The sequence below is a fragment of the Pseudoalteromonas sp. 11L1 genome (genome assembly GCF_055397545.1).
Genome location: NZ_AP041141.1, coordinates 1,381,874 through 1,405,922 on the forward strand (window position 1 = coordinate 1,381,874; position 24,049 = coordinate 1,405,922).

Here is a 24,049-nt window from a genome sequence, read left to right on the forward strand (position 1 = left end):
GTATTCTCAAATTAATTTTACGCATTACTAACGCAAACTCATTTGCGTCAACAAATGCTTCTTTTAAGAAATAGCCTAATTTTAGTGTAGTCAAAGAGTGGCGAATAGCCTAATTGTTGTGCATATATGCTCAAGGAGAATAACTAAAGAGTTGAATGATAATTAATGATGAGATGAAACATCGCAAACATAAAAAAGCCCAGCAGTTTGCTGGGCTTCGTATACTAAACGTTTTTCTTGATATTAACTGTTCAATTGACCCGTAGATGACTCTATATGGGCACGCACGAACCATTGGTATTGTTCAAGCTCTGCAAGTTGCGCAATGATCATATCTTCAGATACCGGATCAAGCTCACCGAGTGACTCAATAGCTTTACGGTGATCACCGTTAACGCCGTTATATACTTTATCTAATGCAGCCAAGTGCTCGGTTACTAGACCTTTGCCGATGGCGTAATCTTCCCATGAACGACGGTCGACAATTGATTTTGGTGTACCAACAGGCACGCCGCCTAAAGTGGCAATACGTTCTGCTATGGTGTCTGTCATTTCACGCACGGTTTCAACTTGTGGGTCTAGCATTTCATGTACGCCAATAAAGTTTGGACCTACTACATTCCAATGAATATGCTTTAAAGTTAGTTGTAAATCAATTAGCGCTACCATGCGATCTTCTAGAACAGATATTGCTTTACTTGCTGATTCATTTTCTACACCGGGAGCGGTAAATTCAGCGACTTTGTTTGCATTATTACTGTTACTCATTATGCCTCCTACTATTTCAAAATAGTGTTCGCTTAACTCAAGTGAGTGTTTTAATTGCGGATAACGAACACGTCTGTTCTAATAGAAGCAATGAGCATGCCGGTAAAGTTTTTATTATAAGTTGCTGAAATTTATTGATTTATTTTTTGTTTAATAAAGCTTCAAGGAGTATTTAGCTTAAAGGGTATGAAAAACATGCACTTTTTTTGTAAATTCTGCAAAAAATACATTTAAAAATGGAGTACTTTAAAGGCTCTTTTTGCCTAAGGTATTTAGGCAAAGAGAAAAGTAGAGTTCAGGGTTTAATCGCTATAGCGTTTTTTAATATTGATGTGCTTTTAATACTTCAAGCGGAATAATGTCGAGCGCTTTTTGGTTTGTCGCTTCAAGTACCACAGGAGGAGCAACGTTCGCAGCAATGGCATGATACCAACGAATCGCACATAAGCACCACTTATCGCCAGCTTTTAAACCAGCAAAATCATACAAAGGATTAGGGCTAATTAAATCGTTGCCTTGCGCCTTGGAAAACTGCAAAAATTCGTCGGTCATAATGGCGCATACACTATGATTGCCAAAGTCTGAATCTGGTACATAGCAAAATCCCTCACGGGTATAGCCACCGTTGCCACAGCAAAGTTGTAAGCGAGTTCCTAGTACATTTAATTGATTAGCCATATGAAAACTTACCTTGTAATAACCATTAAAAGCAGGGGGTTTACCATAGCAGGCTGTTAGTGACTTAGCTATCTATGCTGTTAATTTTATATATCTTTTAAGCGAATAAAAACTGCACTTAGTGAAGCCAAATGCAGTTTTTATTAAATAAGGGATTTACGAGAGCAGTGCTGCAGCTAAACGCACAAAATCAGAAGACGTTAAAATACCTACTAGCTGACCTTGCTCGCTCACAACGGGCATGCAACCGTGGCGATTATCTACAAAAAATTTAACGACATCTGATAGCGGCTGCTCTGGCGTTACACTGATAAAATCACTCACCATAATATCTTCTACTTTTGTGAGTTTTTCTTTGCGTTGTAATGCATTAGCACCAAACGTTGCCATGATCCCCATAACTTTGGCGACCATTATTTTTTGGGTAAGCATACCGACAAATGCGCCGTCTTCGTCAATAACAGGAATATGACGAACGTTTTTTTCTTTCATTAAATTGTGTGCGTCATGCAAAGTGCTTTTTATGTTTACCGAAAATGGGTTAGCTGTCATTAAGTCTGTAACGTTTTGACTCATGTTTATTCCTTTATATTATCTGCAGTGTATCAGCATATATTAGCGTTATTTTTAAGCTTTGCACCTTATTCAGATCAAGGTTTTTACGTATTTTATAAACTGAGGGAGAAGAGGCAACACTTAATTAAATGCCAAAAAGCATTTAATTAAGTGCTTAAAACTACTGGTAAGTGTTATTCATAGCCACGTGGTGTTTTAGTTTTGATAACTGCGATGTATCCATGCCAACTAGCGTAACTAAGTAGCGGCATAATAATAATGAATCCAGCGGCACCTGCAGCAAAGCCCAGCGCTACCAGTACGAATATACAAATTGACCACACAACCATGGCTGCAAAGTTTTCTTTGACTGCGTGGATTGAAGAAACGACTGCGGTCATTATATCAACACGTCTTTCCATCATAATTTGCGGGGTAAATGCTGAGATTGAAAACACACTGACCAACAAAATTCCGCCGATAATACTGCCTATAGTTAAAAACGCAGAAAGTTCTTCAAAGGTGGGGTTTACATGGTTTGGATATAATGCATGCACAATTGCAGCTAGGCGCATCCAAATAATCATAATCACCATGAGTAATACCGCAAAACCCCATTCACCTACGGGGTTACGAAACATTGATTTTAATGAATGGCTTAATGTAGGTTTGTGGCCTTTTTCAAGTTCCCAGGCTACATCGTATAGGCCAACGGCGAATACCGGACCGATTAAAGCAAAAGCAACGGTTGCAGGTAAAATAGCTAAGTGGCTGTCGGTAAGTACAACAGAGTAAACAATCGCTACCGGAATAAGCGTGAAGATTAAACCGTAAATTAAACTTAACATGGGCGCGCGCGCCATATCTTTAAACGCTAACGAAAGCCAGTGAAAAGCGGCAAATGTATTTACTTTGTTGCACTCTAAACAACGTGCGAATTTAGTGTCTTTATCTATTGTGTTTGTAGTTGGCATAAAGATGCTCCTTTTTTAGTCACCTTTTAGGTTTAGAACATAGATGTTCTATTTACAACTCATAAACGCTTATACGCAAGATTTAGTCGCTTTGTTCATTTGTTAGTCATTTTTGTTGGGTTAGCTATTTGGTTTATTTAAATATATGTTTGAGCATGTACTTAAAAAGTGGGTTCGTATTTCTTTTCCACAGTGGTAATCTAAGCCCTGAAGCTAATTTTAAGAGACCGTAATGAAGGAAAATAAACAACAATTTCAAGGAGCTTTACTGGGTAGTAAACGGTTTTTACCTCTGTTTGTGACGCAGTTTTTCTCTGCTTTAAATGACAATGTTTATAAGCAATCAATCCTGCTTATTTTAATTTTTCAGGCTGCTACGGTAGCTGATGGTGCCTTTTATTCTAATCTGGCGGCAGGATTATTTATTTTACCGTTTTTTCTATTTTCAGGCATGGCTGGGCAAATTGCAGAAAAGTTGGAAAAATCAAAACTGATCAGCATCGTAAAGTTTTGCGAAATTCCTATTATGCTGGTGGGTGTAGTATCGATTTTAACCGAGCAGGTTTGGTTAATGTTAGGTACTGTATTTTTAATGGGTTTACAAAGCACTTTTTTTGGGCCGCTTAAGTACTCTATTTTACCGCAGCATGTGGCCCCAAATGAGCTAACTAAAGCGAATGGACTGGTGGAGTCGGGCACTTTTGTCGCTATTTTATTGGGCACCGTATTTGGCACCTATTATATAACCCAAACAGCGGGCCCTATTTATATCAGTATCGCAATAGTAAGCCTTGCAGTTATTGGCTTTTTAAGCAGTCGATTTATTCCTAAAAGTGCAGCCAATAATGCTAACTTAAAAGTATCGATTAACCCTATTACTTCAACCAAAAGTGTTTTTAATGCGCTTAACGCACAAACCGAGTCGGTGGGTAAGTCAGTATTAGGGATCAGTTGGTTTTGGCTTATTGGTGCGGTGATACTAACGGCGCTCCCTAATTACGTAAAACATGTAATGGGAGGTGATGAGTTGGTGGTGACAGCTGCTTTAGTGGTGTTTTCGTTAAGTATTGCATTAGGATCTTTATTGTGTGAAAAGCTATCGCGCTCACGTATTGAGTTAGGTATTGTGCCTTTTGGTGCACTATTAATTACCTTATTTTTATATTTACTAAGCCAAGAGCCTGGTATTGAATTTTATCACCAAGTGAGTGAGTTGCAGCTTACTCTTGAACAAGTGATTAATACCGGCGATATGCTCTGGCATTTTGTTTGGATGGCAGGAATTGGTATTGCCGCAGGGTTTTATACGGTACCTTTGTATGCACTCATTCAGCAGCGTACTCACCCCGATAGCCGTTCACGAGTAATTGCAGCTAACAATGTGTTAAATGCATTGTTTATGGTTGGCAGCGCCGTTTTAAGTATTGTTACTTTAACGCTATTACACTGGGATATTTCACAATTACTATTGTTATTAGCAGGGCTTAATTTACTAATATCGCTGTACATATACACCAAAGTACCGGAGTTTTTCTTACGTTTTATTATCTACATTTTAGCGATTTGCATGTATCGCGTGCGCACTAAAGGCGAGCTCAATATTCTCGATGAAGGCGCTGCGGTGGTGGTAAGTAATCATGTTAGCTTTGTTGATTGGATGTTTATTTTAGCGGCGTCACCTAGGCCAATTCGGTTTGTTGTATTTGCACCTATTTACTATTCACCGGCACTTAATTGGTTGTTTAAAATGGCCAAAGCTATCCCAATTGATAGTCAAAAATCAAATCCTAAGGCGTTTAATAAAGCTTTTGATAACATTGCGCAAGCACTGGAACGTGGTGAGCTGGTGGGTATTTTTCCTGAAGGCAAGCTCAGCGGTGATGGCGAAGTTGATGTATTTCGCCGCGGAATTGAAAAAATAATTCAGCGCACGCCTGTGCCTGTTATCCCAGTTCATTTAGATGGATTATGGGGCAGTATGTTTAGTCGAAAAACTAAATGGCGACTACCTAGACCCAAATGGTCGTTGGTAAGCGTAGCGATTGGTGAGCCGGTTGCGCCTGAACATGTGAGTGCCGATGACTTGCGTGATCGAGTACTTGCTTTAAAGTAGCTTAGTAATAAAAAAGCGCTGCAATTATTGCAGCGCTGTGGTTGTGTTATTTAATGGTTATTAACGGTCTAAATTCATTACTTTAGTCCATGCTTTAACAAAGTCTTCTACAAACTTTTGTTTTGATGTATCAAAAGCATACACCTCAGCAACTGCACGTAGCTCTGAGTTTGAACCAAAAATCAGATCAACCGAAGTAGCGGTGTACTTTTGCTCACCCGACTGACGGTCAAAGCCTTGATAAATGCCAGCATCTGACGATTTTTTCCATACCGTCGACATATCTAATAAGTTAACGAAGAAATCGTTATTTAGAGTGCCAGGCTTGTCAGTAAATACGCCGTAGTCAGTACCTTTATAGTTTGCATCAAGTGAACGTAAGCCACCGACTAATACAGTCATTTCAGGAACTGTTAGGTCAAGCTGATCCGCTTTATCAATCAGCATTTCAGTTGGTGATTTATAGCTTTTCTCTGCATCAAAATAGTTTCTAAAACCATCGGCAGGCAACTCTAATAAGCTAAATGCATTAACGTCAGTTTGTGCTTGTGTAGCATCACCACGGCCAGCATTAAACGGAACGTCTACTGAGTAGCCTGCATCTTTGGCTGCTTTTTCAATCGCTGCATTACCACCAAGCACAATTAAATCAGCAAGCGATACCTGGCTTTTACTAAATAAGCTGTCGTTAAAGTCAGCTTGAATCGCTTTTAATACTTTAAGTACTTTTGCGGTTTCTGCTGGATCATTTACTGCCCAATCTTTTTGTGGTGCTAGCGCAATACGTGCGCCATTGGCTCCGCCGCGCATATCTGAATCACGGTAACTAGCGGCCGATGCCCATGCCACACGTACTAACTCAGGTACACTTAGGTTCGAGTCTAAAATAGCAGTTTTCAGCTCTTTTACTGCACCAGCATCAATGTTTGATTTAGTCTCTGCTGAAATAGGGTCTTGCCAAATTAAGTCTTCTTTTGGTACTTCTTTACCTAAAAAGTTACGTGGTGGTCCCATATCTCTATGAGTTAATTTGTACCATGCTTTAGCAAAGGCTAGTTGATACTCTTTAGGGTCATTTAAAAAGCGTTCAGCAATTTTGCGATATTCAGGATCAAATTTTAACGCTAAATCGGCAGTGGTCATTACCGGTGGGTTAAATTTACCCTTAACGTGCGCATCAGGTACTGACTTATGTAATGATTCATCTGTTGGGATCCACTGAATAGCGCCAGCAGGACTGCGAGTTTGTTTCCACTCAAAGTTAAGTAGGTTGCTTAAGTATAATGATGACCAGCGAGTAGGTGCTTGTGTCCATGCGCCTTCTAAACCACTAGATACGGTATCTTCAGAGTGACCTTTACCACATTTATTTTTCCAGCCTAAACCTTGCTCTTCAATACCTGCTGCAGCAGGCTCTGCACCCACACAGTCTTTAGGTTTGTGCGCACCATGCATTTTACCAAAGGTGTGACCACCGGCGATAAGTGCTAGGGTTTCTTCATCGTTCATCGCCATGCGAGAAAACGCAACGCGAATGTTCTTAGCTGAACCAATAGGATCAGGAACCCCTTTAGGCCCTTCTGGGTTTACATAAATTAAACCCATGTGAGTTGCACCTAGCGGGCGTTCTAGTTTGCCGCTGGCATCTTCACGGTCGCTGGCAAGCATTTCTACTTCAGGACCCCAGTAAACCATGTCTGGTTCCCAATCGTCAGTACGACCACCAGCAAAACCATAGGTTTCAAACCCCATGTTTTCTAAGGCAACATTACCGGCTAATACGATTAAGTCTGACCATGAAAGGGCTTCACCGTATTTCTGTTTAATTGGCCAAAGTAAACGGCGCGCTTTATCCAAGCTTACGTTATCTGGCCAGCTATTAAGCGGTTCAAAACGTTGTTGACCACCGCCAGCGCCACCACGGCCATCAAGCGTACGATAGGTACCTGCACTGTGCCAGGTCATACGAATAAAAAATGGACCATAGTTACCAAAATCTGCCGGCCACCAATCTTGAGATTGGGTTAGCAGAGCGTCGATATCACTTTTTACAGTGTCTAAATCTAGGCTGTTAAATGCCTCTGCATAATTAAAGTCACTACCGTAAGGGTTTGAACGTAGATCATGATCGCGAAGAGGAGATAGGTTAAGTTGATCTGGCCACCAAAATTGGTTGGTTCTGGTTGCACCCATTTTTGCCTCACCCATACCTACAGCACCTTTTGGCTTAGACATTTGTGGCTTTTCTTGACTAAAAGCAGAGCCAGACATAAGTGCCATACTTATAAATCCAACAAGCGCTTTTTTTGTAAATGATCGGTTTTTCATTGTCAGCTTCCTTAAAGTTAACGAATTTCGTTATATACAAAGCGTATTAAAAATAGGGTCTACTCATTTAAAAACAGTAGGCTAAAACTTCATTCAAGTTGTTTTTAAACGAACCTGAATGCACTAAGCAGTGCGAATAGTATAGTAAGGAGGCTAAAAACCGTGTGTGAAATAAAGCGATTGATACAATCTATAAAAATGATTCATTAAAGTTAAATGATTAAATAAACAAATCACTAAAGAGCTTTGAAAGAGGGGCAGACATAAAAAAGCCCAGCGTAGGCTGGGCTATTAGATTAAAGTGAGTGCTATTGAGTTTTCATTAATTTACTGGTGATCACACCTGAGGTCATAGAGCCCGACACGTTGAGTGCAGTGCGCGCCATGTCTATTAATGGTTCAATAGAAATAAGTAAAGCCACTACCTCTATAGGTAGTCCCATGGTTGGTAATACAACCAACGCTGCGAAGGTAGCACCACCGCCAACACCTGCAATACCAAACGAACTAATAACCACAATACCAATTAGCGGTAAAATAAACTCAAATGTAAGTGGGTCAATCCCCACGCTTGGCGCAACCATCATCGCAAGCATAGCAGGGTAAATACCAGCACAACCGTTTTGACCTATAGTGGCACCAAAAGAAGCCGATAAATTAGCAATTGCTGGGGGTACTTTTAACTGGTTAATTTGCACGTCAACATTCATAGGAATCGATGCCGCTGAGCTACGTGAGCTAAAAGCAAAGGTAAGCACAGGCCAAATTTTTTCAAAGTAATTTTTTGGATTAACGCCGACTAAGCTAAGCAATAAACCATGCACAACAAACATTAGTAAAATAGCCACGTAAGAAGCCACAATAAAGGCGAGTAAATTTAAAATATCGCTACTGCTTGAGTTTGCCACAACGCTTGCCATTAGGCCCGCAACACCATAAGGCGTTAATGCAATTACCATGCGAACTAAGCTCATTACAGTAGCTTGTAGGGCGTTTACACCGTTACGAATTGGGCTAGCAAGCTCGGTTTTTTCAAGCATTACTTTACGTGCAGCTATACCAACAAGTACACCAAATATAACCGTGGCAATAATAGAGGTTGAACGTTGATTACTTAAATCCGCAAATGGGTTTTCAGGAATAAAGCTCAGTAGCATTTGCGGCACACTTAAGTCGGCTACATTCGCGGCTTTGTTTTGTAGGGTGTCCATTCTAGCGGCTTCACGAGTACCCGAAACAAGTCCTTCAATGCTTAAGTCAAATCCATACGTTACCGCAATACCAATTAACGCTGCAATTGCAGTAGTAAACAGTAAAACAGAAATACTAATAAAGGAGATTTTCCCCAGTGAGCCTTGGTTCTCAAGCTTAACCACAGCGGCAATCATAAAGACCAATACCAATGGCATAATGATCATTTTTAGTAACCCGACATAGCCTTTACCTACTATGCTGACCCAGCTGAGTATTTCTTTAATGGTTTCTGGTGAGTTGGCAAATAATAACTGTAGGGCTAAACCAAAGGCACTACCAAGCACTAAACCAAATAAAACGGTACGAGATAAAGAGCTGCTTTTTTGCGAAACAAGATAAATAGCAAACAGCAAACCGACAAATAATGCCAACATTAATAATACAGCAAGCGACATGGTACCCTCTTTTATAGCTGTGAATTAGCGCGGCACTTTAACGCTTTGTAAGGTGTTAACAAAATACGCTTTCGCTATGGGATAGAATTAAAATGAATATAGTAATAATATTAAAGTATAACGAATAAACATTTTATCGAACAAGCCTATTCATATGCTTGTATTTTTATTTAATTTATGGGATTTACTATAGATCGTAAGCCTTGTTTAAAGCGTAAGTCTCATACGAATTAATTGGTCAACGTGTTCACTTTAGATTTATTTAAAAATAGGGAGTAAAGGTATGTTAAAGGCAATAATGACGCTGGTGATGGTTTTAGTGGTTAGCGGATGTTCAACCCAGTATCCAAATCAAGCGCTGCTTGGTAAGCAATTTCCCACTGTTACAGGAGAAAGCTTAGAGCAACAGTCATTCACTATTCCTGATGACTTTAACAACCCACATACGTTGCTATTAATTGGTTATAAACAAGATAGCCAGTTTGATATTGATCGTTGGCTTATTGGTTTAGATATGACTGCAGTTGATGTTACGGCCTATGAGTTACCAACCATTCAGGGCATGGTTCCTCGTATGTTTAGTACCTTAATTGATAGCGGCATGCGTAAGGGGATCCCAAAAGAGTTGTGGGGTGGGGTGATCACAATTTACAAAGATGGCGATAAAGTTCAGGCATTTACTGGCAACGAAAACCCTAATAACAGTCGTGTAATACTGCTTGATGAGAGTGGCAAAATTATTTACTTTTACGACCGTGGTTTTTCTGTATCAGCATTAAATAATTTAAAAGCGGTTTTGGAAAAGCAATAAACTACAGGTTAAATTAGCCGCTTTTGGGCACGCCATTATTAAGTTAGCGTGCCACGTTAAAAGGATTACTCGCTTACGTTATTTCTGCCTTTCTTTTTAGCTCTATAAAGGGCTAAATCGGCATTTTTTAATGCTTCGTCAAAGCTTTGTTTTACCGCTCTTTGCGCTACACCAATAGAAACCGTCACGTTTACCGTTTTGTGGTCACTTGGCTGTTTACCTTTGCGAGATTTTTTATCGGTGCGTTTTGGGTTTCTGATCACCATGTCGTAGGTGGCAATATTTTCACGCAGTGTTTCTAGCTCAGGGATTGATTGCTCAGCTGTTTTGCGTGGAAACACTACCGTAAACTCTTCTCCGCCATAGCGGTAAATCTTGCCACCCCCTTTAACGCCAGCCATTTTAGCCGCCACTAGCTTTAACACTTGGTCGCCAATATCGTGGCCATAGGTATCGTTGAATTTTTTAAAGTGGTCAATGTCGAGCATAGCAACGGTGTATTTTCGACCTAATGATAAAGCAAGCTGATTAAGTGCTCGTCGCGTTGGTAAGCTGGTTAAATCGTCTCTATAGGCTAAATAATAAGAGTCTGTACTTACTGCCAATAAATACAAAGAAGCCATAAGCACGGCTATTACAGACCAAGGAAAATCAATAATGTATTGCTGATTAAGGCACCACACAATAAAAGTAATTAATAAGGCGGTTTGAGTCAGGTTATGGGCTCTCAAGCTTTGCCAAATAAGCAAGCCGCCAATTATTGAAAGCGGTAAAACAATGGGTAAATAAGGAAGCAGCTGAGTATAAAAAGAAGATTGTATTGTTAGTTCTTGCAAGTGTTGGCTCAGTGCTAACCAAGCAAATGCAGCACCACCACAGACAATAACGAGTAAACTGCGAGTTACTGTGTGTATTGATAAGAGCGCTCTATCTTTTATAATTGCCAATAGCATTAATAAACTTGCAGCGCATAATAAGGTCCAGTCAGGTTGCGCTTTAAGCCAGTCAGACCAAGGTAAAGCGTAGTCTAATGAAGATAAGTAAAGCACCCAAAATGCGCAAAGTAATGCAACTCGACTTCGATTAAACTGAGTAGCAAATACAGCAGTAATAATCAGTAATGGATAAACAAGGTTATTAATAAGAGAGAGCTTACTTTGCCATTGAGCTTGAAACTGAACTAATAATAAAAATAAGCCACATAGACCTAAAAGGCTCAAAGAAGTTGATTTAACTCCTGCTAATTTTAACAACCTATGCTCCAAAGACCGATGTCTAAAAAATAAAGGCTTATTGTATTCATATTGAGAAATATTACTACTTTAATGCTTGTTAATTATTTAAAAACAATACTTTAAAACTAATTTAAATGACTTTTATCGACATTTTTTAACCAAATGTATGATATTTTCGATAAGGTAAAAACAGTGATAAGACTTATTTGGGAGATTTAGATAGAGTGGATTATCGCGCTTTTAGCAATTTTAGAGGCCATCCATGGCCATTTTGCTAATCGTTTTTGTAGCGAGGATAATCACTGTAGCCTTGCTCAGTGCCACCATACATAGTAGTAGCATCGGCTTCATTTAATGGCCAATTATGTTTAATACGCGCTGGTAAATCAGGATTGGCAATAAAAGGGCGACCAAAAGCAAATAAATCTCCATAACCTTTAGCTAGCATTGCCACAGATTTATCAACTGTGTATTTACCTGCGTAAATAATACGTCCAGAAAATTCTGCGCGTGCCGCTTGGTAAAATTGCTCTGGCAAATCAGGGGCATTGTCCCAATCGGCTTCAGCAATTGAAAGATAAGCAATACCCGCTTGCTCAAGTACTTTAATGGCTTCTATATAAGTATGTTGAGGGTCTGATTCTACTAATCCTAAATAAACACGGGTTTCATCAGTACTGCTAAATAGCGGCGCAAATCTAACCCCTAAACGCTCAGCGCCAACTACATCACTAACGGCAGCAACAATCTCTTTTAAAAAGCGTAAGCGATTAGTCAGTGAACCACCGTACTCATCTTCACGTTGGTTACTATGCTCAGAAATAAATTGGTTTACTAAGTAGCCATTAGCACAATGCAGTTCCACACCATCAAACCCAGCCTCTAGCGCATTACGGGCAGCTTGTGCATACATGCCAACAAGCTCTTTGACTTCATTTGTTGTTAAAGCTTGCGGTTCACTTGGATCGGCTAAAGCGCCTTGAGCTGGCCCTGTTTCTATAAACACTTTCACACTATCAGCTGCTATTGCTGAGGGAGCAATAGGTTTGGCTTCATTTGGTTGTAGGCTAGTATGTGATACACGGCCTACATGCCAAAGCTGGGCAAAAATAACTCCCCCTTCTGCATGCACGGCATTAGTCACTTTTTTCCAGCCAACGATTTGTTCTGCAGAGTGAATACCGGGTGTCCAAGCGTATCCTTGTCCTCTGGGTTCAATTTGAGTGCCCTCGGTAACCATAAAGCCAGCACTTGCACGTTGCGCATAATAGGTGGCCATTACTTCGTTGGGGATATTGCCAGGTACTGTACTGCGTGAGCGGGTAAGTGGCGGCATAACAATACGATTTTTCAGGGTATATGGCCCTAAACTAATGGATGAAAATAAACTGTCGATATTTTTACTCGGTTGACTCATTTTAATACCTTTTAAATTAACTATGCTGCTGAGCGCTTATAACAATGCTAGTGAGCATAGGGATTTAAAGCTACAATTTGAAACAACACTTTTTTGTTTTAGATACAATTATGAATGGTATAGGTCGGCTGGATATAAAGCAGTTGCGAGTTTTAAGCGCTTTGCTCAAATTAAAAAATGTATCGCATGTTGCGCAAAAAATGGGGCTAACTCAGCAAGCCATTAGTGAGCAGCTGCGAAAATTACGCGACTTATTTGATGATAGGCTGTTTATTCGTCAAGGCAATACGATGCTGCCAACGCCAAAAGCGCTGGCGCTTGAACTATCAATTAATCAAATTCTGAGTCAACTAGACGCATTATTAGTGCCGTCACAGTTTTCCCCGCAGAGTTATCAAGGCGTTTTTACTATAAGTGCTACGGACTATGCGATTGCTGCACTTTTACCTCAATTATTAGCAATTACTCGCAGTGAAGCGCCAGGTTTAAAGTTGATTGTTCGAGACTTCGCATCCGATAACGTTAACCAGCTTATCAGCGCAGGGGAGCTTGATTTACTGATTAGCTTTGTTGAATTTATACCTGATAATTTAGTCTACGATACCCTATTTGAAGAACAACATATTTGTATTGCAGGCGCACATGCGCCCACACCTTCAAAGCCTTTGAGCTTATCTGAGGTTGCGAGCCGGCCGCAGTTGGTGGTGTCGGCATCTAGAGCAAACTTACGTGGTTCGCACGATCGCTGGTTTGCAGATAAAGGCTACAAACGAAATATTGTCATGTCAGTACCTGGGTTTTCATCAGTGCCTGATTTACTAAATACCACCGATTTAATTGCGTTTTACCCATCAAGGTTATTGCCAAATAGTAAGGTAAAGCAATTGGAGATTGAATTATTACCGCCGCCGTTTAAGGTGATTGCAGCATGGCATCCTCGCTCAAATAACAGCGATATTCATCAGTGGCTTATTGCACAATTAAAGCGTATTTAGACTGACTCTGCGTGAGATAGATTTATTATTCACAGTTCAGGTTATATAATTAACCTGAACTGTGAATAATAAATCTATCTCAAGCAGCTATTTTGAGCGCTAACTGCGTTGAATTTACTTGCAATAGACTAGCTATTGACGCGTAATTTCGCCTTGTTTTCACTGAAAATCACTGGCTAGAGAAAATAAACATAAATATCATTTTGATTCAATATGTTAGTAAATCTCTTAACCAGAGTTCAGGTTAATTAGTTGGCGAATATCGCTTCCTGTTGGTGCTTCATGGGCACGTAACGAAAAGGCGGGTAAAACCGCTAATATATGATCAAATATATCTGACTGAATATTTTCATATTCACCCCAATTAGTGGTATTAGTGAATGCATAAATCTCAATAGGTAAACCTTGGGTTGTTGGCGCTAATTGCCTTACCATTAAGGTCATACCTTGATGAATATGTGGGTGCTGTTTTAATAGCGCGACCAAATAGTGACGAAATGTACCCACATTAGTTAGCCTGCGGCCATTTAAAGTGCAGCTCATATCTACTTTTTTAGTGATGTTTTGCTCCTCAATAACCAATAGCGTACTTTCAAGGTACTCACTTAGTAAATCGGCTTTTTTAAGGGCAACAACTGCGGCTTCGTCTAAAAAGTGCACACTACTCATTTCAAGGTGAATGCTGCGTTTTATCCGGCGTCCACCAGAGTCTGACATACCGCGCCAATTTTTAAATGAGTCGGAGATCAAGGCATAAGTAGGAATGGTGGTAATGGTTTTATCCCAATTTCTTACTTTAACCGTGGTTAACGCAATATCAATAACATCACCATCGGCACCGTACTTAGGCATTTCTAACCAGTCACCTACCGCCAGCATATTATTGGCAGAGAGCTGAATACCTGCTACTAATCCTAAAATAGCGTCTTTAAATACCAGTAATAACACCGCAGACAGAGCGCCTAAGCCGCTTAGTAAAATTAACGGTGATTTATTCATTAACAATGAAACGGCTAAAATGGCAGTTAATACACTGGCAATAAGCTTAATTGTTTGCAAAAAGCCGCGCAGCGGAAAGTGAGCGCTTAAGGGGCGCTTATCGGAAATTGCTTGAAATATATCTAGTAACGAAAACAGCGAAAGCAAGGCGAATAAAATGATCCACTGATCGGTGATCATTTTAATCAAATACAAAAACGTGGTGCCTTCGGGTATCCATAGTTGCGCCTGAATAACAACGACCGCTCCTTGTAAAACAAATGAGATATTACGAGCGAGCTTTTTTGCTGAATATAAAGGGCTTTTACTATCGGGTTGCGCAGCTTGTTCGCTAAAGCGGTTTTTAACTAAACGCTGAGAAACCAGCCTTAAAATGAGGTGTAATATTAATGCAAATAGCGCAATCCAAGCCAATACAATCAGGTCGTACCATAAAAATGGATTTCCCGGAAAATAATCGCCAAACCACTGTAGTAAAAAATCTCGCAGCTGTGCGCGTGTTCCTGTCATTAATACTCCATAAGGACGCTATTATTAATTACTGATTATTAGTTAAGCAGCTGCAATGTAAAAAGTCTATTTAAGACTTTTTACATTATGTAGTTACAGTTTACCATGCTCGAGTTGCTGGCTGAGTTCTTCAAAAATACTTGGATCATCTATGGTTGATGGAATTTGCAGTTCTTCACCATCAATTAACTGCCGCAGGTTTTTACGTAAAATTTTGCCAGAACGGGTTTTTGGTAATCGCTCTACACACATAATATTTTTAAGGCACGCAATAGCACCAATTTGATTACGCACGGTTTGCACCAATTGCTGTTCTACCTCTTTATGTGAGCCATGAAAATCATTTTTTAGCACCACCATCGCCATTGGGTTTTGCCCTTTTAACGCATCACTAATACCAAATACTGCACATTCAGCCACAGCTGGGTGCGCGGCAACAATTTCTTCCATTTCACCGGTGGATAGACGGTGCCCTGCGACATTAATTACATCATCGGTGCGACCCATAATAAAGAGGTAGCCATCGTCATCAATATAACCGCCATCACCAGATAAATAGTAGCCCTCATATTCAGCCAAATAACCAGCCTTAAAACGAGCCGTATTTTGCCAAATTGTCGGTAAGCATCCCGGTGGTAAAGGTCGCTTTATAACAACCGCGCCTTGTTCATTCGGAGCACATTCATCCCCATTCATATCTAAAATTCTTACATCAAACCCAGGTGTTGCAACTGTTGAGCTTCCTGCTTTTGTTGGCAGGTGTTCAATGCCAACAGGGTTACACGCAATTGCCCAGCCCGTTTCTGTTTGCCACCAATGATCAAGCACCGGTAAACCTGTTTTTTCTTTGAGCCAATCGTAGGTAGGTGGGTCTAAACGCTCTCCGGCTAAAAATAATCGTTTGAGACTAGAGGTATCGTATTGTTTAAAGCCATCGGCATTGGGGTCCTCTTTTTTAATCGCGCGAAACGCAGTGGGGGCACTAAATAGGGCATTCACTTTGTATTCTTCTACTACGCGCCAAAAAGCACTGGCATCGGGGGTTCTAACCGGTTTTCCTTCAAATAAAATAGTTGCGCATCGATACATAAGTGGCGCATACAAAATATACGAATGACCCACTACCCAGCCAATATCAGAGGCGGCCCAAAATACGTCACCGGGTTTCATGCCGTATACGGTTTCCATACTGTAATGCATAGCAACCGCATGGCCGCCATTTTCACGCACCACACCTTTAGGCGTCCCTGTTGTGCCTGAGGTGTATAAAATATAAAGCGGATGATCGCCACTGACCGCAACGGGATCAACCGGTGTGGCTGTTTGCATTGCAACAGCCCAGTCAATATCACGTTCGGGCATAAGCGGTGCGGTGGCTTGCTCACGCTGATAAATAATACAGTGTTCAACTTTATAGCTAGCAGCTTCAACCGCGTTATCGAGTAATTCTTTGTACTCAATTACAGTATTAACTTCTACACCGCAGGAGGCACTGAGCACCAATTTGGGCTTGGCGTCATCAATCCGTACCGCTAATTCATGCGCTGCAAAACCGCCAAATACAACAGAATGAATAGCGCCAATTCGGGCACAGGCTAACATACCAATTACGGCTTCGGGGATCATGGGCATATAAATCACTACGCGGTCGCCTTTAGTCACTCCTAAAGACTGCATTACCCCTGCAAATTTAGCGACCTCTTGCTGTAGTTGTAAATAGCTATAACTGCGTTTGCTATTGGTAACAGGTGAGTCATAAATTAACGCTGTTTCATTACCATGCCCAGCGATGACATGCTGATCTACGGCTAAAAAACAGCTGTTAAGTTGGCCGTCTGCATACCAGTGGTGCAGTCCTTCTTGATCTTGTGTGTATGCTGTTTCTGGAGCCTTGTACCAAGGAAGGCGTTTACTTTGCGATAACCAAAACGCTGCCGGGTCTTGTTTAAATTCGTTGTAATGTTGTTTATATTCACCTGACATAAAGGCTCCTGAGTAAAATTTAATCTAACTAAACTAAGCGCTTTTTATCAGCAGTGATATTCGACTATGGTCGGTTAAATAGTAAGCGATGCTTTTAGTTTTTGGCCAACGTAATGATTGTATAGAACTAAAAAGTTCCAACTAATGTAAAATGTTTCAGTAATTAATGAAGAGTAAATGGATATAAGAATGAATCAAATGGTCAGAGTAGGCGTTGCAGTAATAGTAATGCATGATAATAAAATTTTACTCGGTGAACGGATAGGCGCACATGGCGCAAATACGTGGGCAACCCCTGGAGGGCATTTAGAATTTGGTGAAACTGTTGAGCAATGCGCTGTGCGTGAAGTAGTAGAAGAGACTGGGCTCAATGTTACTAATATTCGTAAACTCGATTTTACCAACGATATTTTTAGCGCAGAGAACAAACATTATATTACCTTATATGTGCAAGCAGACTATGAAGGCGGAGAGGTTATAAATAAAGAGCCTCACAAATGTTTACAGTGGCGTTGGTGCGATATTAATGACTTGCCCGCACCTTTGTTTATCTCATTAAAAAATTATCTAGCACAGAATACCTTGCCCGCTGAGTATTAAAGGTTTTTTGGCATAGGGAGTTGCCATTTATTTAAAATTTGCTGATATTCACCACTTTCCTTGATGGCATTTAACCTATCGCTAATAATTTTTGCTGTGTGTGAGTCAAGCTGATTACTGGCTGCAAAGTGCAAAGAAGAGGGTAACTCATCTAAGTGGATGCGTTTTGAAATTAAATTAGGGTCGAGCCCGGTGCGCTTTAACTCGTTTTCAAGTGTGAGCGTATTGGTTACAACAAAGTCGATACGAGCTTTATATAGCATTTTCCAGAGCTGTTGATAATAACTGACTAATACTAGGTTTTCATTTTCAGTAAAGCCTTTAGTTTCTAAATAAGCTTGTGCAGAGTAGCCGCGAATAGTGGCTACTTTGTACTCTTTAGCAAAATTTAAATGAATCACTTCATCTTTGTGGTTACTTAAACTAACTAGGTATGCGTCCGCAAAGTAGACTTTACCTAGCCACTTATATTGATGATGTCTGTTTGGTGTTTTTAGCAGTGACATTATTATGGCATTAGGATTGGCTCGTTGCTGTTGGAATATTCTAGCCATTGGCATTATTTCAAACTTTGCTGTTAAATCAGTGCCATTTAAAACTGCTTTAGCTATATCGACCAGCGCGCCCTGTGCTTCACCTTGAGGGTTTTTAAAATGATAAGGCGGTAAATCTTCAGCGATAAAGGTAACAGGGGTGGCGTTGCAGAACGCACTATAAAAAAACAATACAAAAACAGTTAACACCATACGCAAAAGCATAAATAATTGTCTTTAAAGCAATACTATAACGCTAGTGTAAAGAAAAACATTAATAAGGTACATGATAAATGTATATTTTAAGTAAGCAGATTGTTTACTTGTTGTTTTTTATAAATTGGCGAGGCGAGCAATGATGCCAGCGTTTAAAGGCACGATTAAAAGAACTTTGATCGTTAAATCCCAGCATAAAAGCGATTTTATTTAGTGAATAGTGGTGAATATAAGTTAATAAGCGTCGTTTTTGCTCTGCTTCAAGCAGCGTGGCAAACGTGGTTTGCTCTTTTTTTAGATAGCGCTGTAGTGTGCGTGGCGTCATATTTAAGGCCGCAGCTGTCCTGAGCAAAGAGCAATCTTGTAAGTCGTGTTTTGCCATTAAAATATGATTAATTTTTTCTGATAATAACTGCTGACTTTTAAACTGGGATAGCTGTTGCTCTGACATTTGCTTAAGTATTGCGTTGATTTGGCTATTATCGGTTTTAAAGGGCAGGGTTAAGTAATTACTTGGAAACTCGATTTGATTAAAGCTAGCGCCAGCTTTTACTGGGCAATTAAACCAATTAGTTAATCTGTGTTGTTCGGTGTTTGAAAAGTGTGTTGAAAAATACACACAGCTAGGTGAAAGCTCAGGATTAAGTAGTTGGCGTACCACGCTGACCCAAGCGGTCATATTTCGTAAAACAGCCTGTGAACTACATTGTGGATCGGCTACCCAAGTTACTTTACACCGTGTTTTTTGTTGCTCAAACTTGGCGCGACCAATATTAGCCACTAGGCTGTCGTAATTAAGTAGTGCAGTAATAGCGCTGGCTAAATTAGTACTCGATTCAATTAAATACCCCAATACACCAAAATCAGCGGTGCGTATTTGTTTTCCTAATTCAAAGCCAAATAAGGGATCGTTTAACGCCTGTTGTGCATAGCCAAGCAGCGCATTATAGCTTTTTAAGCTGATACGTGGCGCCATTTGTTGTGACTTTTTATTGGTATACTCGTTAAAATCAATAGCGCTTAAAGCCACTTGGCTAGCTAAGCCTTGGGCTTCAAGATAATCCAAACAGCTACAAAAATAATGATCGGCTAAGGTTTTCATTTGTCGCCTAAAGCTAAAAAATAGTCGTCTAATCGCAAGTTTGCCACGGCATATTTTTATATGCTAGTGATCGATAAAAATAATAGGGTGAAGGTCATGGTAGAAATAAAAATTAAGCGAGCTGTGGCAGCAACGCCGGAGCAAATACGCAGCGTATTATTAGCGCATGCTGATTTAGGACGATTTTTTAATGCTCACTTTACACTACTTGCACCACAAGAGCCGGGTGAAATAAGTGGCGGAAAAGGCACGATTAGAGAAATAAAAATGCAAGGCACTACCTTTAAAGAGCAAATAATAGCTGCAGATAACAGTCATATTAGTTACCGTATTATAGGTAGCAAGCCCGTTGCGCAGCATCGTGGTGATATTTACTTAAATACCATTAATGAAGAGCCATCGCTCACTGAGGTTAATTACCATATTAGTTGCATTGCACCTTTTTGGTTACCCGATTTTATACTGGCTTTTTTTATAAAAAAAGATATTAGCCAAGCACTTAAAAAAATAGCCCGCTATTTTCAGGAGCGTGTTGTATGAGCATTGAAATTATTTTACTCGCACTGAGCCCTATTTTTTTGCTGTTTGTTGCTATCGAGTTTATTAAATTTAGGCGTCACTACGATATAAAAGACAGTTTAGCCAATGCATTATTGGCTTTATTACATCAAGGTGCTGATGCTATTGCATTAATAGTACTAATGCCGTTTTTTTACTGGCTGTATCAGTTTCGGTTATTTGATATTGAATTGACGGTACTGACCATATTAGGTGCCTTTGTACTGCAAGATTTTTTATATTATTGGTTTCATCGTGCATCACACCATATACATTGGTTATGGGCAGCGCATGTCGTACATCATAGCTCTACGAGAATGAATTTTACTACTGCCTTTAGACAAAGTTTAATGTATCCGCTTGCGGGCATGTGGCTGTTTTGGATGCCAATGATATTACTTGGTTTTGAACCTGTGATTGTTTTTGCCGTAGTTGCCCTTAATTTAGCGTATCAATTTTTTGTTCACACCCAAGTGGTAAAAAAGCTGGGTTGGTTTGAAAGCGTATTTAATACCCCATCACATCATCGGGTACATCATGCTATTAACAATGGTTATTTAGATAAAAACTTTGCAGGGGTACTAATTGTTTGGGATAAGTTATTTGGCACTTATGTAGAAGAGGATGAAAGCAAGCCTTGTAAATACGGAATTATTGGCCAACTACACAGTAATAACCCGATTAAAATTACCTTTCATCAGTGGCAGCATCTCTTTAAAAGTACCTACAGAGCAAAGGGATTAAAAGCAAAGTTAAAAGTAGTCTTTGGTTACCCAACAAGCTCCCAAGGTATTAATAAGTAAGCCTATTTTTTATAAAAAAGCCAGGAGTAAATAGCATCACTCCTGGCTTATCTCACAGTAAAACTTAATTTATTTGGCCGTTGTGATCACTGTATCAATTAAGTGAACAACGCCATTACTGGTATAAATATCAGTAGTTGTTACATTGCTACCCGCTACTTGTAGTGATGTAGCTGGTAAGCTTACTTGCCACCAAATATCGTTCACAGCTTGGCCATTATTCTGACCTGCTGCCGTATCACCGGAGAAGGTATATAAAGGGCGGCCAAGGTAGGCGACTTGCATGCTGTCATCTGAGCGAGCAATTAACGATAAACCGGGTACATTTTCAATTGATGCTGCAGTACCAAGAACCGGTGGCCACGTTGTTGCACAAGCTGCTTCACACGAGCTCATTGCCTCGCCTAAATCATTGTCGAACACATAAACTGTTTTGCCTGGCATAGCATCAGCCATACCCGTTACTAAACGACTATCAGTTGAATCATAAGCAATGCTATCTGTTGCTGTGTTTGCTGTGCTGGTAAAGTCTACAACGTTTACGCTTAGCATGTTATCAGCAAGCGTGGTCACCGTTTTACCATTGGCTGCAAATGCATCAGTACTGCCCACTTGAGCGCCTAAAACATGTTGAGTTAGCACACCTGTCAATGCTGTCGTATCAGCCAATAAAGCCTCTAAATCAGCGGTAGGGATTTTGCTAAATGCAGCATTTGTCGGTGCAAATACCGTAAATGATTGAGTGGTGTCGTTAAAGGTATCTACTAGTGATGCTGCTTGTAGTGCAGTGACTAAAGTAGATAGTGCAGGTGTTTCAGTAGCTACTGTAGCAATTGTTTTAGTCGGGGTACCAACTTCAGCCGGTGGCATAATTACTTTATTTAATACATGAATCACGCCGTTACTAGCGATTACATTTGCCTCTGAAATTGCTGAGTCATTGATAAATAGTGAGCTATTTACATGAGATATAGCAGCCATGTCGCCATTGGCCATTTCTATCTTGTTGCTGTTGCTGTTGCTATTGGCAATGGTTACTGCGTCATCTGATAAAACTGTCGCGTCAGAAAAAACATGATACAGCAAAATATCACGAAGCGTATCTGTATCAGCTAGTAGCGCATTAATTGTATCCTGTCCGAGCGCAGCAAATGCAGCGTCTGTAGGTGCAAATACACTAAAAGTATTATCTGGATCGGCAACTAGTGTATCTAACCCTGTTGCCGTTAAAGCAGCTAGAAGTGTCGTAAAATTACCATCAGCGCTCGCTATATCAGCAATTGTATTGGTACTTTGAGGTAAAGTAACATCAGAAATGATAACTGAATCAATTACATGAATGACACCGTTATTGGTCATAATATCTTTAACTACAATGTTTGCTCCGCCAAACGATAGCATGTTTCTTTGTGCGTTTATCGCCACTGGAAGGGTATTGCCAAGTAGCGTTTCTGCTGATTGACCGTTGAGAGACATTGCAGTTACAGAATCAACTGATCCTACAAGTACATGCTGCTTCAAAATATCTGCTAAAACGGTGGGATTAGCAAGTAAGCTGTTTAAAAAGTTGCTACCTATTGACTCGAAAGCAGCATCAGTAGGTGCAAATACGGTAAATTCTGATGATTCGTCCGCTAGTGCTGAAGTAAGGGATGCAGCGTCAAGAGCCGCAAGTAACGTACTAAAGTTACCAGCTTGCTGAGCTGTTTCAATAATATTATTGGTTGGTGCTGTTTCTGACACTGTTTTTGGTGTAAGCACTGCATCAATAACATGAATAATTCCGTTGTCGGTCACAATGTCGGTCATTGTAACTGTGCTGGTATTTACTAATAAATTCTCACCATTTAAAGATAAAGCGATGCTTTGTCCATTGACTGTCTCAACAGTGGTACCCGCTAAACCAATAGCTGTTTGCGCATCTACTCTGCCAGAGACTACATGGTAAGTTAAAATTGAGCTTAGGGTGTCTGTATCGGCTAATAAGTTATTAATGGTTTCTTCACCTAATAACGAAAATGCATCATCGGTAGGGGCAAATACAGTATAACTGGTAGTCAAATCATCAAGGGTTTCATCTAGACCGGTTGCTTCTAGTGCTGCAACAAGAGTGGTGAACTCTCCAGAATCCTGTGCGGCGTCAAAGACCGAGACGGCAGGTTGTGGGTCTACAGTTACTGGGGCGTTGTTATCGTCATCGCTACTACAGCCTTGAATAAGTAACAAGGGAAGTATGATAGCACCGAGCTTAAATACTTTATTCATAATTGTTCCTTTAATCGAATGTTACAGTGTTACAGCTTTGTGAACAGTACGAAACCATTTACAGTGTTGATCAAAAAAACATGCGTTATTTTTATACAATTTAATAGGTGTAAGATTTTATTGAATTTTTATTCAAGAAAGCGTTTAAATTTTAGTTTTTTTACTGCGCGGTGCACCAAGTAAAATAAATACGTGGCAAATACATACGGATAAAAATGCACTAATCCCCAAAGCACCACCAAAACCATCAAGAATAGGCACTAAATAAGCAAAAAACAGTGAAAATATAATTGCTGAACTGGCAAGCGTATACACACCAAAGCGGTGAGGGGCACTCATGCCAATAAATGTGCCGCCAAAAAAGACGATGCTATATAGCTCAGCGTTGAAACTAAATTGTGCAAATATTAAATAAGCAATAATGGATAGGGCTGCAGAGGCTCGGATCCCATCAAAGCGATTATGCTTAGCCAAGTAAAAGGTTAAAAACGCCCCTAACAAAGCAAGCAGCGGATAAATAAGCGTCATATTATTAACTCCTTGGCTAAAACAAATAAGGCGACACTAGCAAATGCAATGCTACCTAATCGTCCACCAAACCCTGCAAATATGTTAATCGTGAGTGTGTACAAAACAGCCCCAATGGCAGAAATAGCCGCAATTTCCCAGTATTCAGTTATTAAACTAGTGGAGCACATACCGGCAAAACTGCCTGCATAAATAGCTGAATAGGGATGGTTTTTGTAATCGGCAGGGAATGGAATAAATGAACCGATAAGCCCCGTTAAACCGGCAGATACAACAATAGGCAATGCGAATGTGGTATGCATTACAAAACACGATAGGCAGCCGATAAAAAAGGTAATGAATTTTAAAAGTATGAATTTAGTCATGGCGCGCACATCATAATGTATCAGTTTTAGCTTTAATAGTTAAAAACTGTGATTTAAGACTAAA

21 protein-coding genes are annotated in these 24,049 nt (G+C 40.1%); 6 read left to right on the forward strand and 15 right to left on the reverse strand.

What is annotated here, in order from left to right; all coding sequences use genetic code 11:
- Positions 1–243: 243 nt before the first annotated feature.
- The 4 genes from dps to ACZ5WS_RS06405 form a co-directional block, all read right to left on the reverse strand.
- Positions 244–768: a DNA starvation/stationary phase protection protein Dps gene (gene dps, locus ACZ5WS_RS06390; RefSeq protein ID WP_138608714.1), complete on the reverse strand. Its 525-nt coding sequence runs from the start codon at positions 766–768 to the stop codon at positions 244–246.
- 321 nt (positions 769–1,089) lie between these two features.
- Complete coding sequence (locus ACZ5WS_RS06395; protein WP_464711206.1) at positions 1,090–1,446, reverse strand: DUF2237 family protein; 357 nt, start codon at positions 1,444–1,446, stop codon at positions 1,090–1,092.
- Between the two features lie 156 nt (positions 1,447–1,602).
- The gene (locus ACZ5WS_RS06400; protein ID WP_138608710.1) at positions 1,603–2,022 is read right to left on the reverse strand and encodes a CBS domain-containing protein; all 420 of its coding nucleotides are present in this window, start codon (positions 2,020–2,022) and stop codon (positions 1,603–1,605) included.
- Between the two features lie 173 nt (positions 2,023–2,195).
- Entirely contained in the window at positions 2,196–2,975 is a 780-nt protein-coding gene (locus ACZ5WS_RS06405) for a DUF2189 domain-containing protein (RefSeq protein WP_008111401.1), read from the reverse strand.
- 232 nt (positions 2,976–3,207) lie between these two features.
- Here ACZ5WS_RS06405 and ACZ5WS_RS06410 point away from each other — a divergent pair, with 232 nt between their 5' ends.
- Positions 3,208–5,088 (forward strand): MFS transporter, encoded by a 1,881-nt coding sequence (locus ACZ5WS_RS06410; RefSeq protein WP_464711208.1) that lies wholly within the window; start codon positions 3,208–3,210, stop codon positions 5,086–5,088.
- 60 nt (positions 5,089–5,148) lie between these two features.
- On the opposite strand, the gene katG is transcribed toward ACZ5WS_RS06410, so the two are convergent.
- Both katG and ACZ5WS_RS06420 read right to left on the reverse strand, forming a co-directional pair.
- Entirely contained in the window at positions 5,149–7,416 is a 2,268-nt protein-coding gene (gene katG / locus ACZ5WS_RS06415) for a catalase/peroxidase HPI (protein WP_464711210.1), read from the reverse strand.
- Positions 7,417–7,724: 308 nt separating this feature from the next.
- Positions 7,725–9,065 (reverse strand): L-cystine transporter, encoded by a 1,341-nt coding sequence (locus tag ACZ5WS_RS06420; RefSeq protein WP_464711212.1) that lies wholly within the window; start codon positions 9,063–9,065, stop codon positions 7,725–7,727.
- Between the two features lie 283 nt (positions 9,066–9,348).
- On the opposite strand from ACZ5WS_RS06420, the gene ACZ5WS_RS06425 reads away from it, so the two are divergent.
- Entirely contained in the window at positions 9,349–9,876 is a 528-nt protein-coding gene (locus ACZ5WS_RS06425) for a hypothetical protein (protein ID WP_131691630.1), read from the forward strand.
- Between the two features lie 65 nt (positions 9,877–9,941).
- Here ACZ5WS_RS06425 and ACZ5WS_RS06430 read toward each other — a convergent pair whose 3' ends face one another.
- Entirely contained in the window at positions 9,942–11,129 is a 1,188-nt protein-coding gene (locus ACZ5WS_RS06430; RefSeq protein WP_464711214.1) for a GGDEF domain-containing protein, read from the reverse strand.
- 256 nt (positions 11,130–11,385) lie between these two features.
- Positions 11,386–12,528 carry an alkene reductase gene (locus ACZ5WS_RS06435; RefSeq protein ID WP_464711216.1) on the reverse strand — a complete coding sequence of 381 codons (1,143 nt, stop codon included), beginning with the start codon at positions 12,526–12,528 and terminating at the stop codon, positions 11,386–11,388.
- Between the two features lie 110 nt (positions 12,529–12,638).
- On the opposite strand from ACZ5WS_RS06435, the gene ACZ5WS_RS06440 reads away from it, so the two are divergent.
- Positions 12,639–13,523 carry a LysR family transcriptional regulator gene (locus ACZ5WS_RS06440; protein ID WP_178956535.1) on the forward strand — a complete coding sequence of 295 codons (885 nt, stop codon included), beginning with the start codon at positions 12,639–12,641 and terminating at the stop codon, positions 13,521–13,523.
- Between the two features lie 228 nt (positions 13,524–13,751).
- On the opposite strand, the gene ACZ5WS_RS06445 is transcribed toward ACZ5WS_RS06440, so the two are convergent.
- The gene (locus ACZ5WS_RS06445; RefSeq protein ID WP_464711218.1) at positions 13,752–15,032 is read right to left on the reverse strand and encodes a mechanosensitive ion channel family protein; all 1,281 of its coding nucleotides are present in this window, start codon (positions 15,030–15,032) and stop codon (positions 13,752–13,754) included.
- Positions 15,033–15,125: 93 nt separating this feature from the next.
- Positions 15,126–17,015 carry an AMP-binding protein gene (locus ACZ5WS_RS06450; RefSeq protein WP_464711220.1) on the reverse strand — a complete coding sequence of 630 codons (1,890 nt, stop codon included), beginning with the start codon at positions 17,013–17,015 and terminating at the stop codon, positions 15,126–15,128.
- 189 nt (positions 17,016–17,204) lie between these two features.
- On the opposite strand from ACZ5WS_RS06450, the gene ACZ5WS_RS06455 reads away from it, so the two are divergent.
- A complete protein-coding gene (locus tag ACZ5WS_RS06455) occupies positions 17,205–17,615 on the forward strand; it encodes a nucleotide triphosphate diphosphatase NUDT15 (RefSeq protein ID WP_010387575.1) in 411 nt (136 codons plus the stop codon).
- On the opposite strand, the gene ACZ5WS_RS06460 is transcribed toward ACZ5WS_RS06455, so the two are convergent.
- Positions 17,612–18,373 (reverse strand): substrate-binding periplasmic protein, encoded by a 762-nt coding sequence (locus ACZ5WS_RS06460; protein ID WP_138608693.1) that lies wholly within the window; start codon positions 18,371–18,373, stop codon positions 17,612–17,614. The two genes, ACZ5WS_RS06455 and ACZ5WS_RS06460, sit on opposite strands and share 4 nt — an antisense overlap.
- Before the next feature lie 94 nt (positions 18,374–18,467).
- Positions 18,468–19,466 carry an AraC family transcriptional regulator ligand-binding domain-containing protein gene (locus ACZ5WS_RS06465; RefSeq protein WP_464711222.1) on the reverse strand — a complete coding sequence of 333 codons (999 nt, stop codon included), beginning with the start codon at positions 19,464–19,466 and terminating at the stop codon, positions 18,468–18,470.
- A 96-nt stretch (positions 19,467–19,562) separates the two neighbouring features.
- Between ACZ5WS_RS06465 and ACZ5WS_RS06470 the strand changes: the two genes are divergently transcribed.
- Together ACZ5WS_RS06470 and ACZ5WS_RS06475 are read left to right on the forward strand one after the other, a co-directional pair.
- The gene (locus ACZ5WS_RS06470; protein WP_290168493.1) at positions 19,563–20,006 is read left to right on the forward strand and encodes an SRPBCC family protein; all 444 of its coding nucleotides are present in this window, start codon (positions 19,563–19,565) and stop codon (positions 20,004–20,006) included.
- Positions 20,003–20,827 carry a sterol desaturase family protein gene (locus ACZ5WS_RS06475; protein WP_198523646.1) on the forward strand — a complete coding sequence of 275 codons (825 nt, stop codon included), beginning with the start codon at positions 20,003–20,005 and terminating at the stop codon, positions 20,825–20,827. The genes ACZ5WS_RS06470 and ACZ5WS_RS06475 overlap by 4 nt, the downstream gene beginning before the upstream one ends.
- 69 nt (positions 20,828–20,896) lie before the next feature.
- Here the strand turns inward: ACZ5WS_RS06475 and ACZ5WS_RS06480 are convergent, their stop codons facing one another.
- The 3 genes from ACZ5WS_RS06480 to ACZ5WS_RS06490 form a co-directional block, all read right to left on the reverse strand.
- Positions 20,897–23,092 (reverse strand): fasciclin domain-containing protein, encoded by a 2,196-nt coding sequence (locus ACZ5WS_RS06480; RefSeq protein WP_464711224.1) that lies wholly within the window; start codon positions 23,090–23,092, stop codon positions 20,897–20,899.
- 144 nt (positions 23,093–23,236) lie between these two features.
- Positions 23,237–23,620: a hypothetical protein gene (locus tag ACZ5WS_RS06485; RefSeq protein WP_076918394.1), complete on the reverse strand. Its 384-nt coding sequence runs from the start codon at positions 23,618–23,620 to the stop codon at positions 23,237–23,239.
- Positions 23,617–23,985, reverse strand: a complete 369-nt coding sequence (locus tag ACZ5WS_RS06490; RefSeq protein ID WP_464711226.1) for a hypothetical protein — start codon at positions 23,983–23,985, stop codon at positions 23,617–23,619. The genes ACZ5WS_RS06485 and ACZ5WS_RS06490 overlap by 4 nt, the downstream gene beginning before the upstream one ends.
- Between the last annotated feature and the right edge of the window lie 64 nt (positions 23,986–24,049).

Excerpts from the sequence above, each read along its gene's own strand:
- ACZ5WS_RS06410 (WP_464711208.1), top strand. The coding sequence starts at position 3,208 with ATGAAGGAAAATAAACAACAATTTCAAGGAGCTTTACTGGGTAGTAAA.
- dps (WP_138608714.1), bottom strand. The coding sequence starts at position 768 with ATGAGTAACAGTAATAATGCAAACAAAGTCGCTGAATTTACCGCTCCC.
- ACZ5WS_RS06450 (WP_464711220.1), bottom strand. The coding sequence starts at position 17,015 with ATGTCAGGTGAATATAAACAACATTACAACGAATTTAAACAAGACCCG.
- ACZ5WS_RS06460 (WP_138608693.1), bottom strand. The coding sequence starts at position 18,373 with ATGCTTTTGCGTATGGTGTTAACTGTTTTTGTATTGTTTTTTTATAGT.
- ACZ5WS_RS06395 (WP_464711206.1), bottom strand. The coding sequence starts at position 1,446 with ATGGCTAATCAATTAAATGTACTAGGAACTCGCTTACAACTTTGCTGT.
- ACZ5WS_RS06475 (WP_198523646.1), top strand. The coding sequence starts at position 20,003 with ATGAGCATTGAAATTATTTTACTCGCACTGAGCCCTATTTTTTTGCTG.
- ACZ5WS_RS06490 (WP_464711226.1), bottom strand. The coding sequence starts at position 23,985 with ATGACTAAATTCATACTTTTAAAATTCATTACCTTTTTTATCGGCTGC.
- ACZ5WS_RS06445 (WP_464711218.1), bottom strand. The coding sequence starts at position 15,032 with ATGACAGGAACACGCGCACAGCTGCGAGATTTTTTACTACAGTGGTTT.
- ACZ5WS_RS06425 (WP_131691630.1), top strand. The coding sequence starts at position 9,349 with ATGTTAAAGGCAATAATGACGCTGGTGATGGTTTTAGTGGTTAGCGGA.
- ACZ5WS_RS06435 (WP_464711216.1), bottom strand. The coding sequence starts at position 12,528 with ATGAGTCAACCGAGTAAAAATATCGACAGTTTATTTTCATCCATTAGT.
- ACZ5WS_RS06420 (WP_464711212.1), bottom strand. The coding sequence starts at position 9,065 with ATGTCGCTTGCTGTATTATTAATGTTGGCATTATTTGTCGGTTTGCTG.
- ACZ5WS_RS06485 (WP_076918394.1), bottom strand. The coding sequence starts at position 23,620 with ATGACGCTTATTTATCCGCTGCTTGCTTTGTTAGGGGCGTTTTTAACC.
- katG (WP_464711210.1), bottom strand. The coding sequence starts at position 7,416 with ATGAAAAACCGATCATTTACAAAAAAAGCGCTTGTTGGATTTATAAGT.
- ACZ5WS_RS06465 (WP_464711222.1), bottom strand. The coding sequence starts at position 19,466 with ATGAAAACCTTAGCCGATCATTATTTTTGTAGCTGTTTGGATTATCTT.
- ACZ5WS_RS06455 (WP_010387575.1), top strand. The coding sequence starts at position 17,205 with ATGAATCAAATGGTCAGAGTAGGCGTTGCAGTAATAGTAATGCATGAT.
- ACZ5WS_RS06480 (WP_464711224.1), bottom strand. The coding sequence starts at position 23,092 with ATGAATAAAGTATTTAAGCTCGGTGCTATCATACTTCCCTTGTTACTT.
- ACZ5WS_RS06405 (WP_008111401.1), bottom strand. The coding sequence starts at position 2,975 with ATGCCAACTACAAACACAATAGATAAAGACACTAAATTCGCACGTTGT.
- ACZ5WS_RS06400 (WP_138608710.1), bottom strand. The coding sequence starts at position 2,022 with ATGAGTCAAAACGTTACAGACTTAATGACAGCTAACCCATTTTCGGTA.
- ACZ5WS_RS06470 (WP_290168493.1), top strand. The coding sequence starts at position 19,563 with ATGGTAGAAATAAAAATTAAGCGAGCTGTGGCAGCAACGCCGGAGCAA.
- ACZ5WS_RS06440 (WP_178956535.1), top strand. The coding sequence starts at position 12,639 with ATGAATGGTATAGGTCGGCTGGATATAAAGCAGTTGCGAGTTTTAAGC.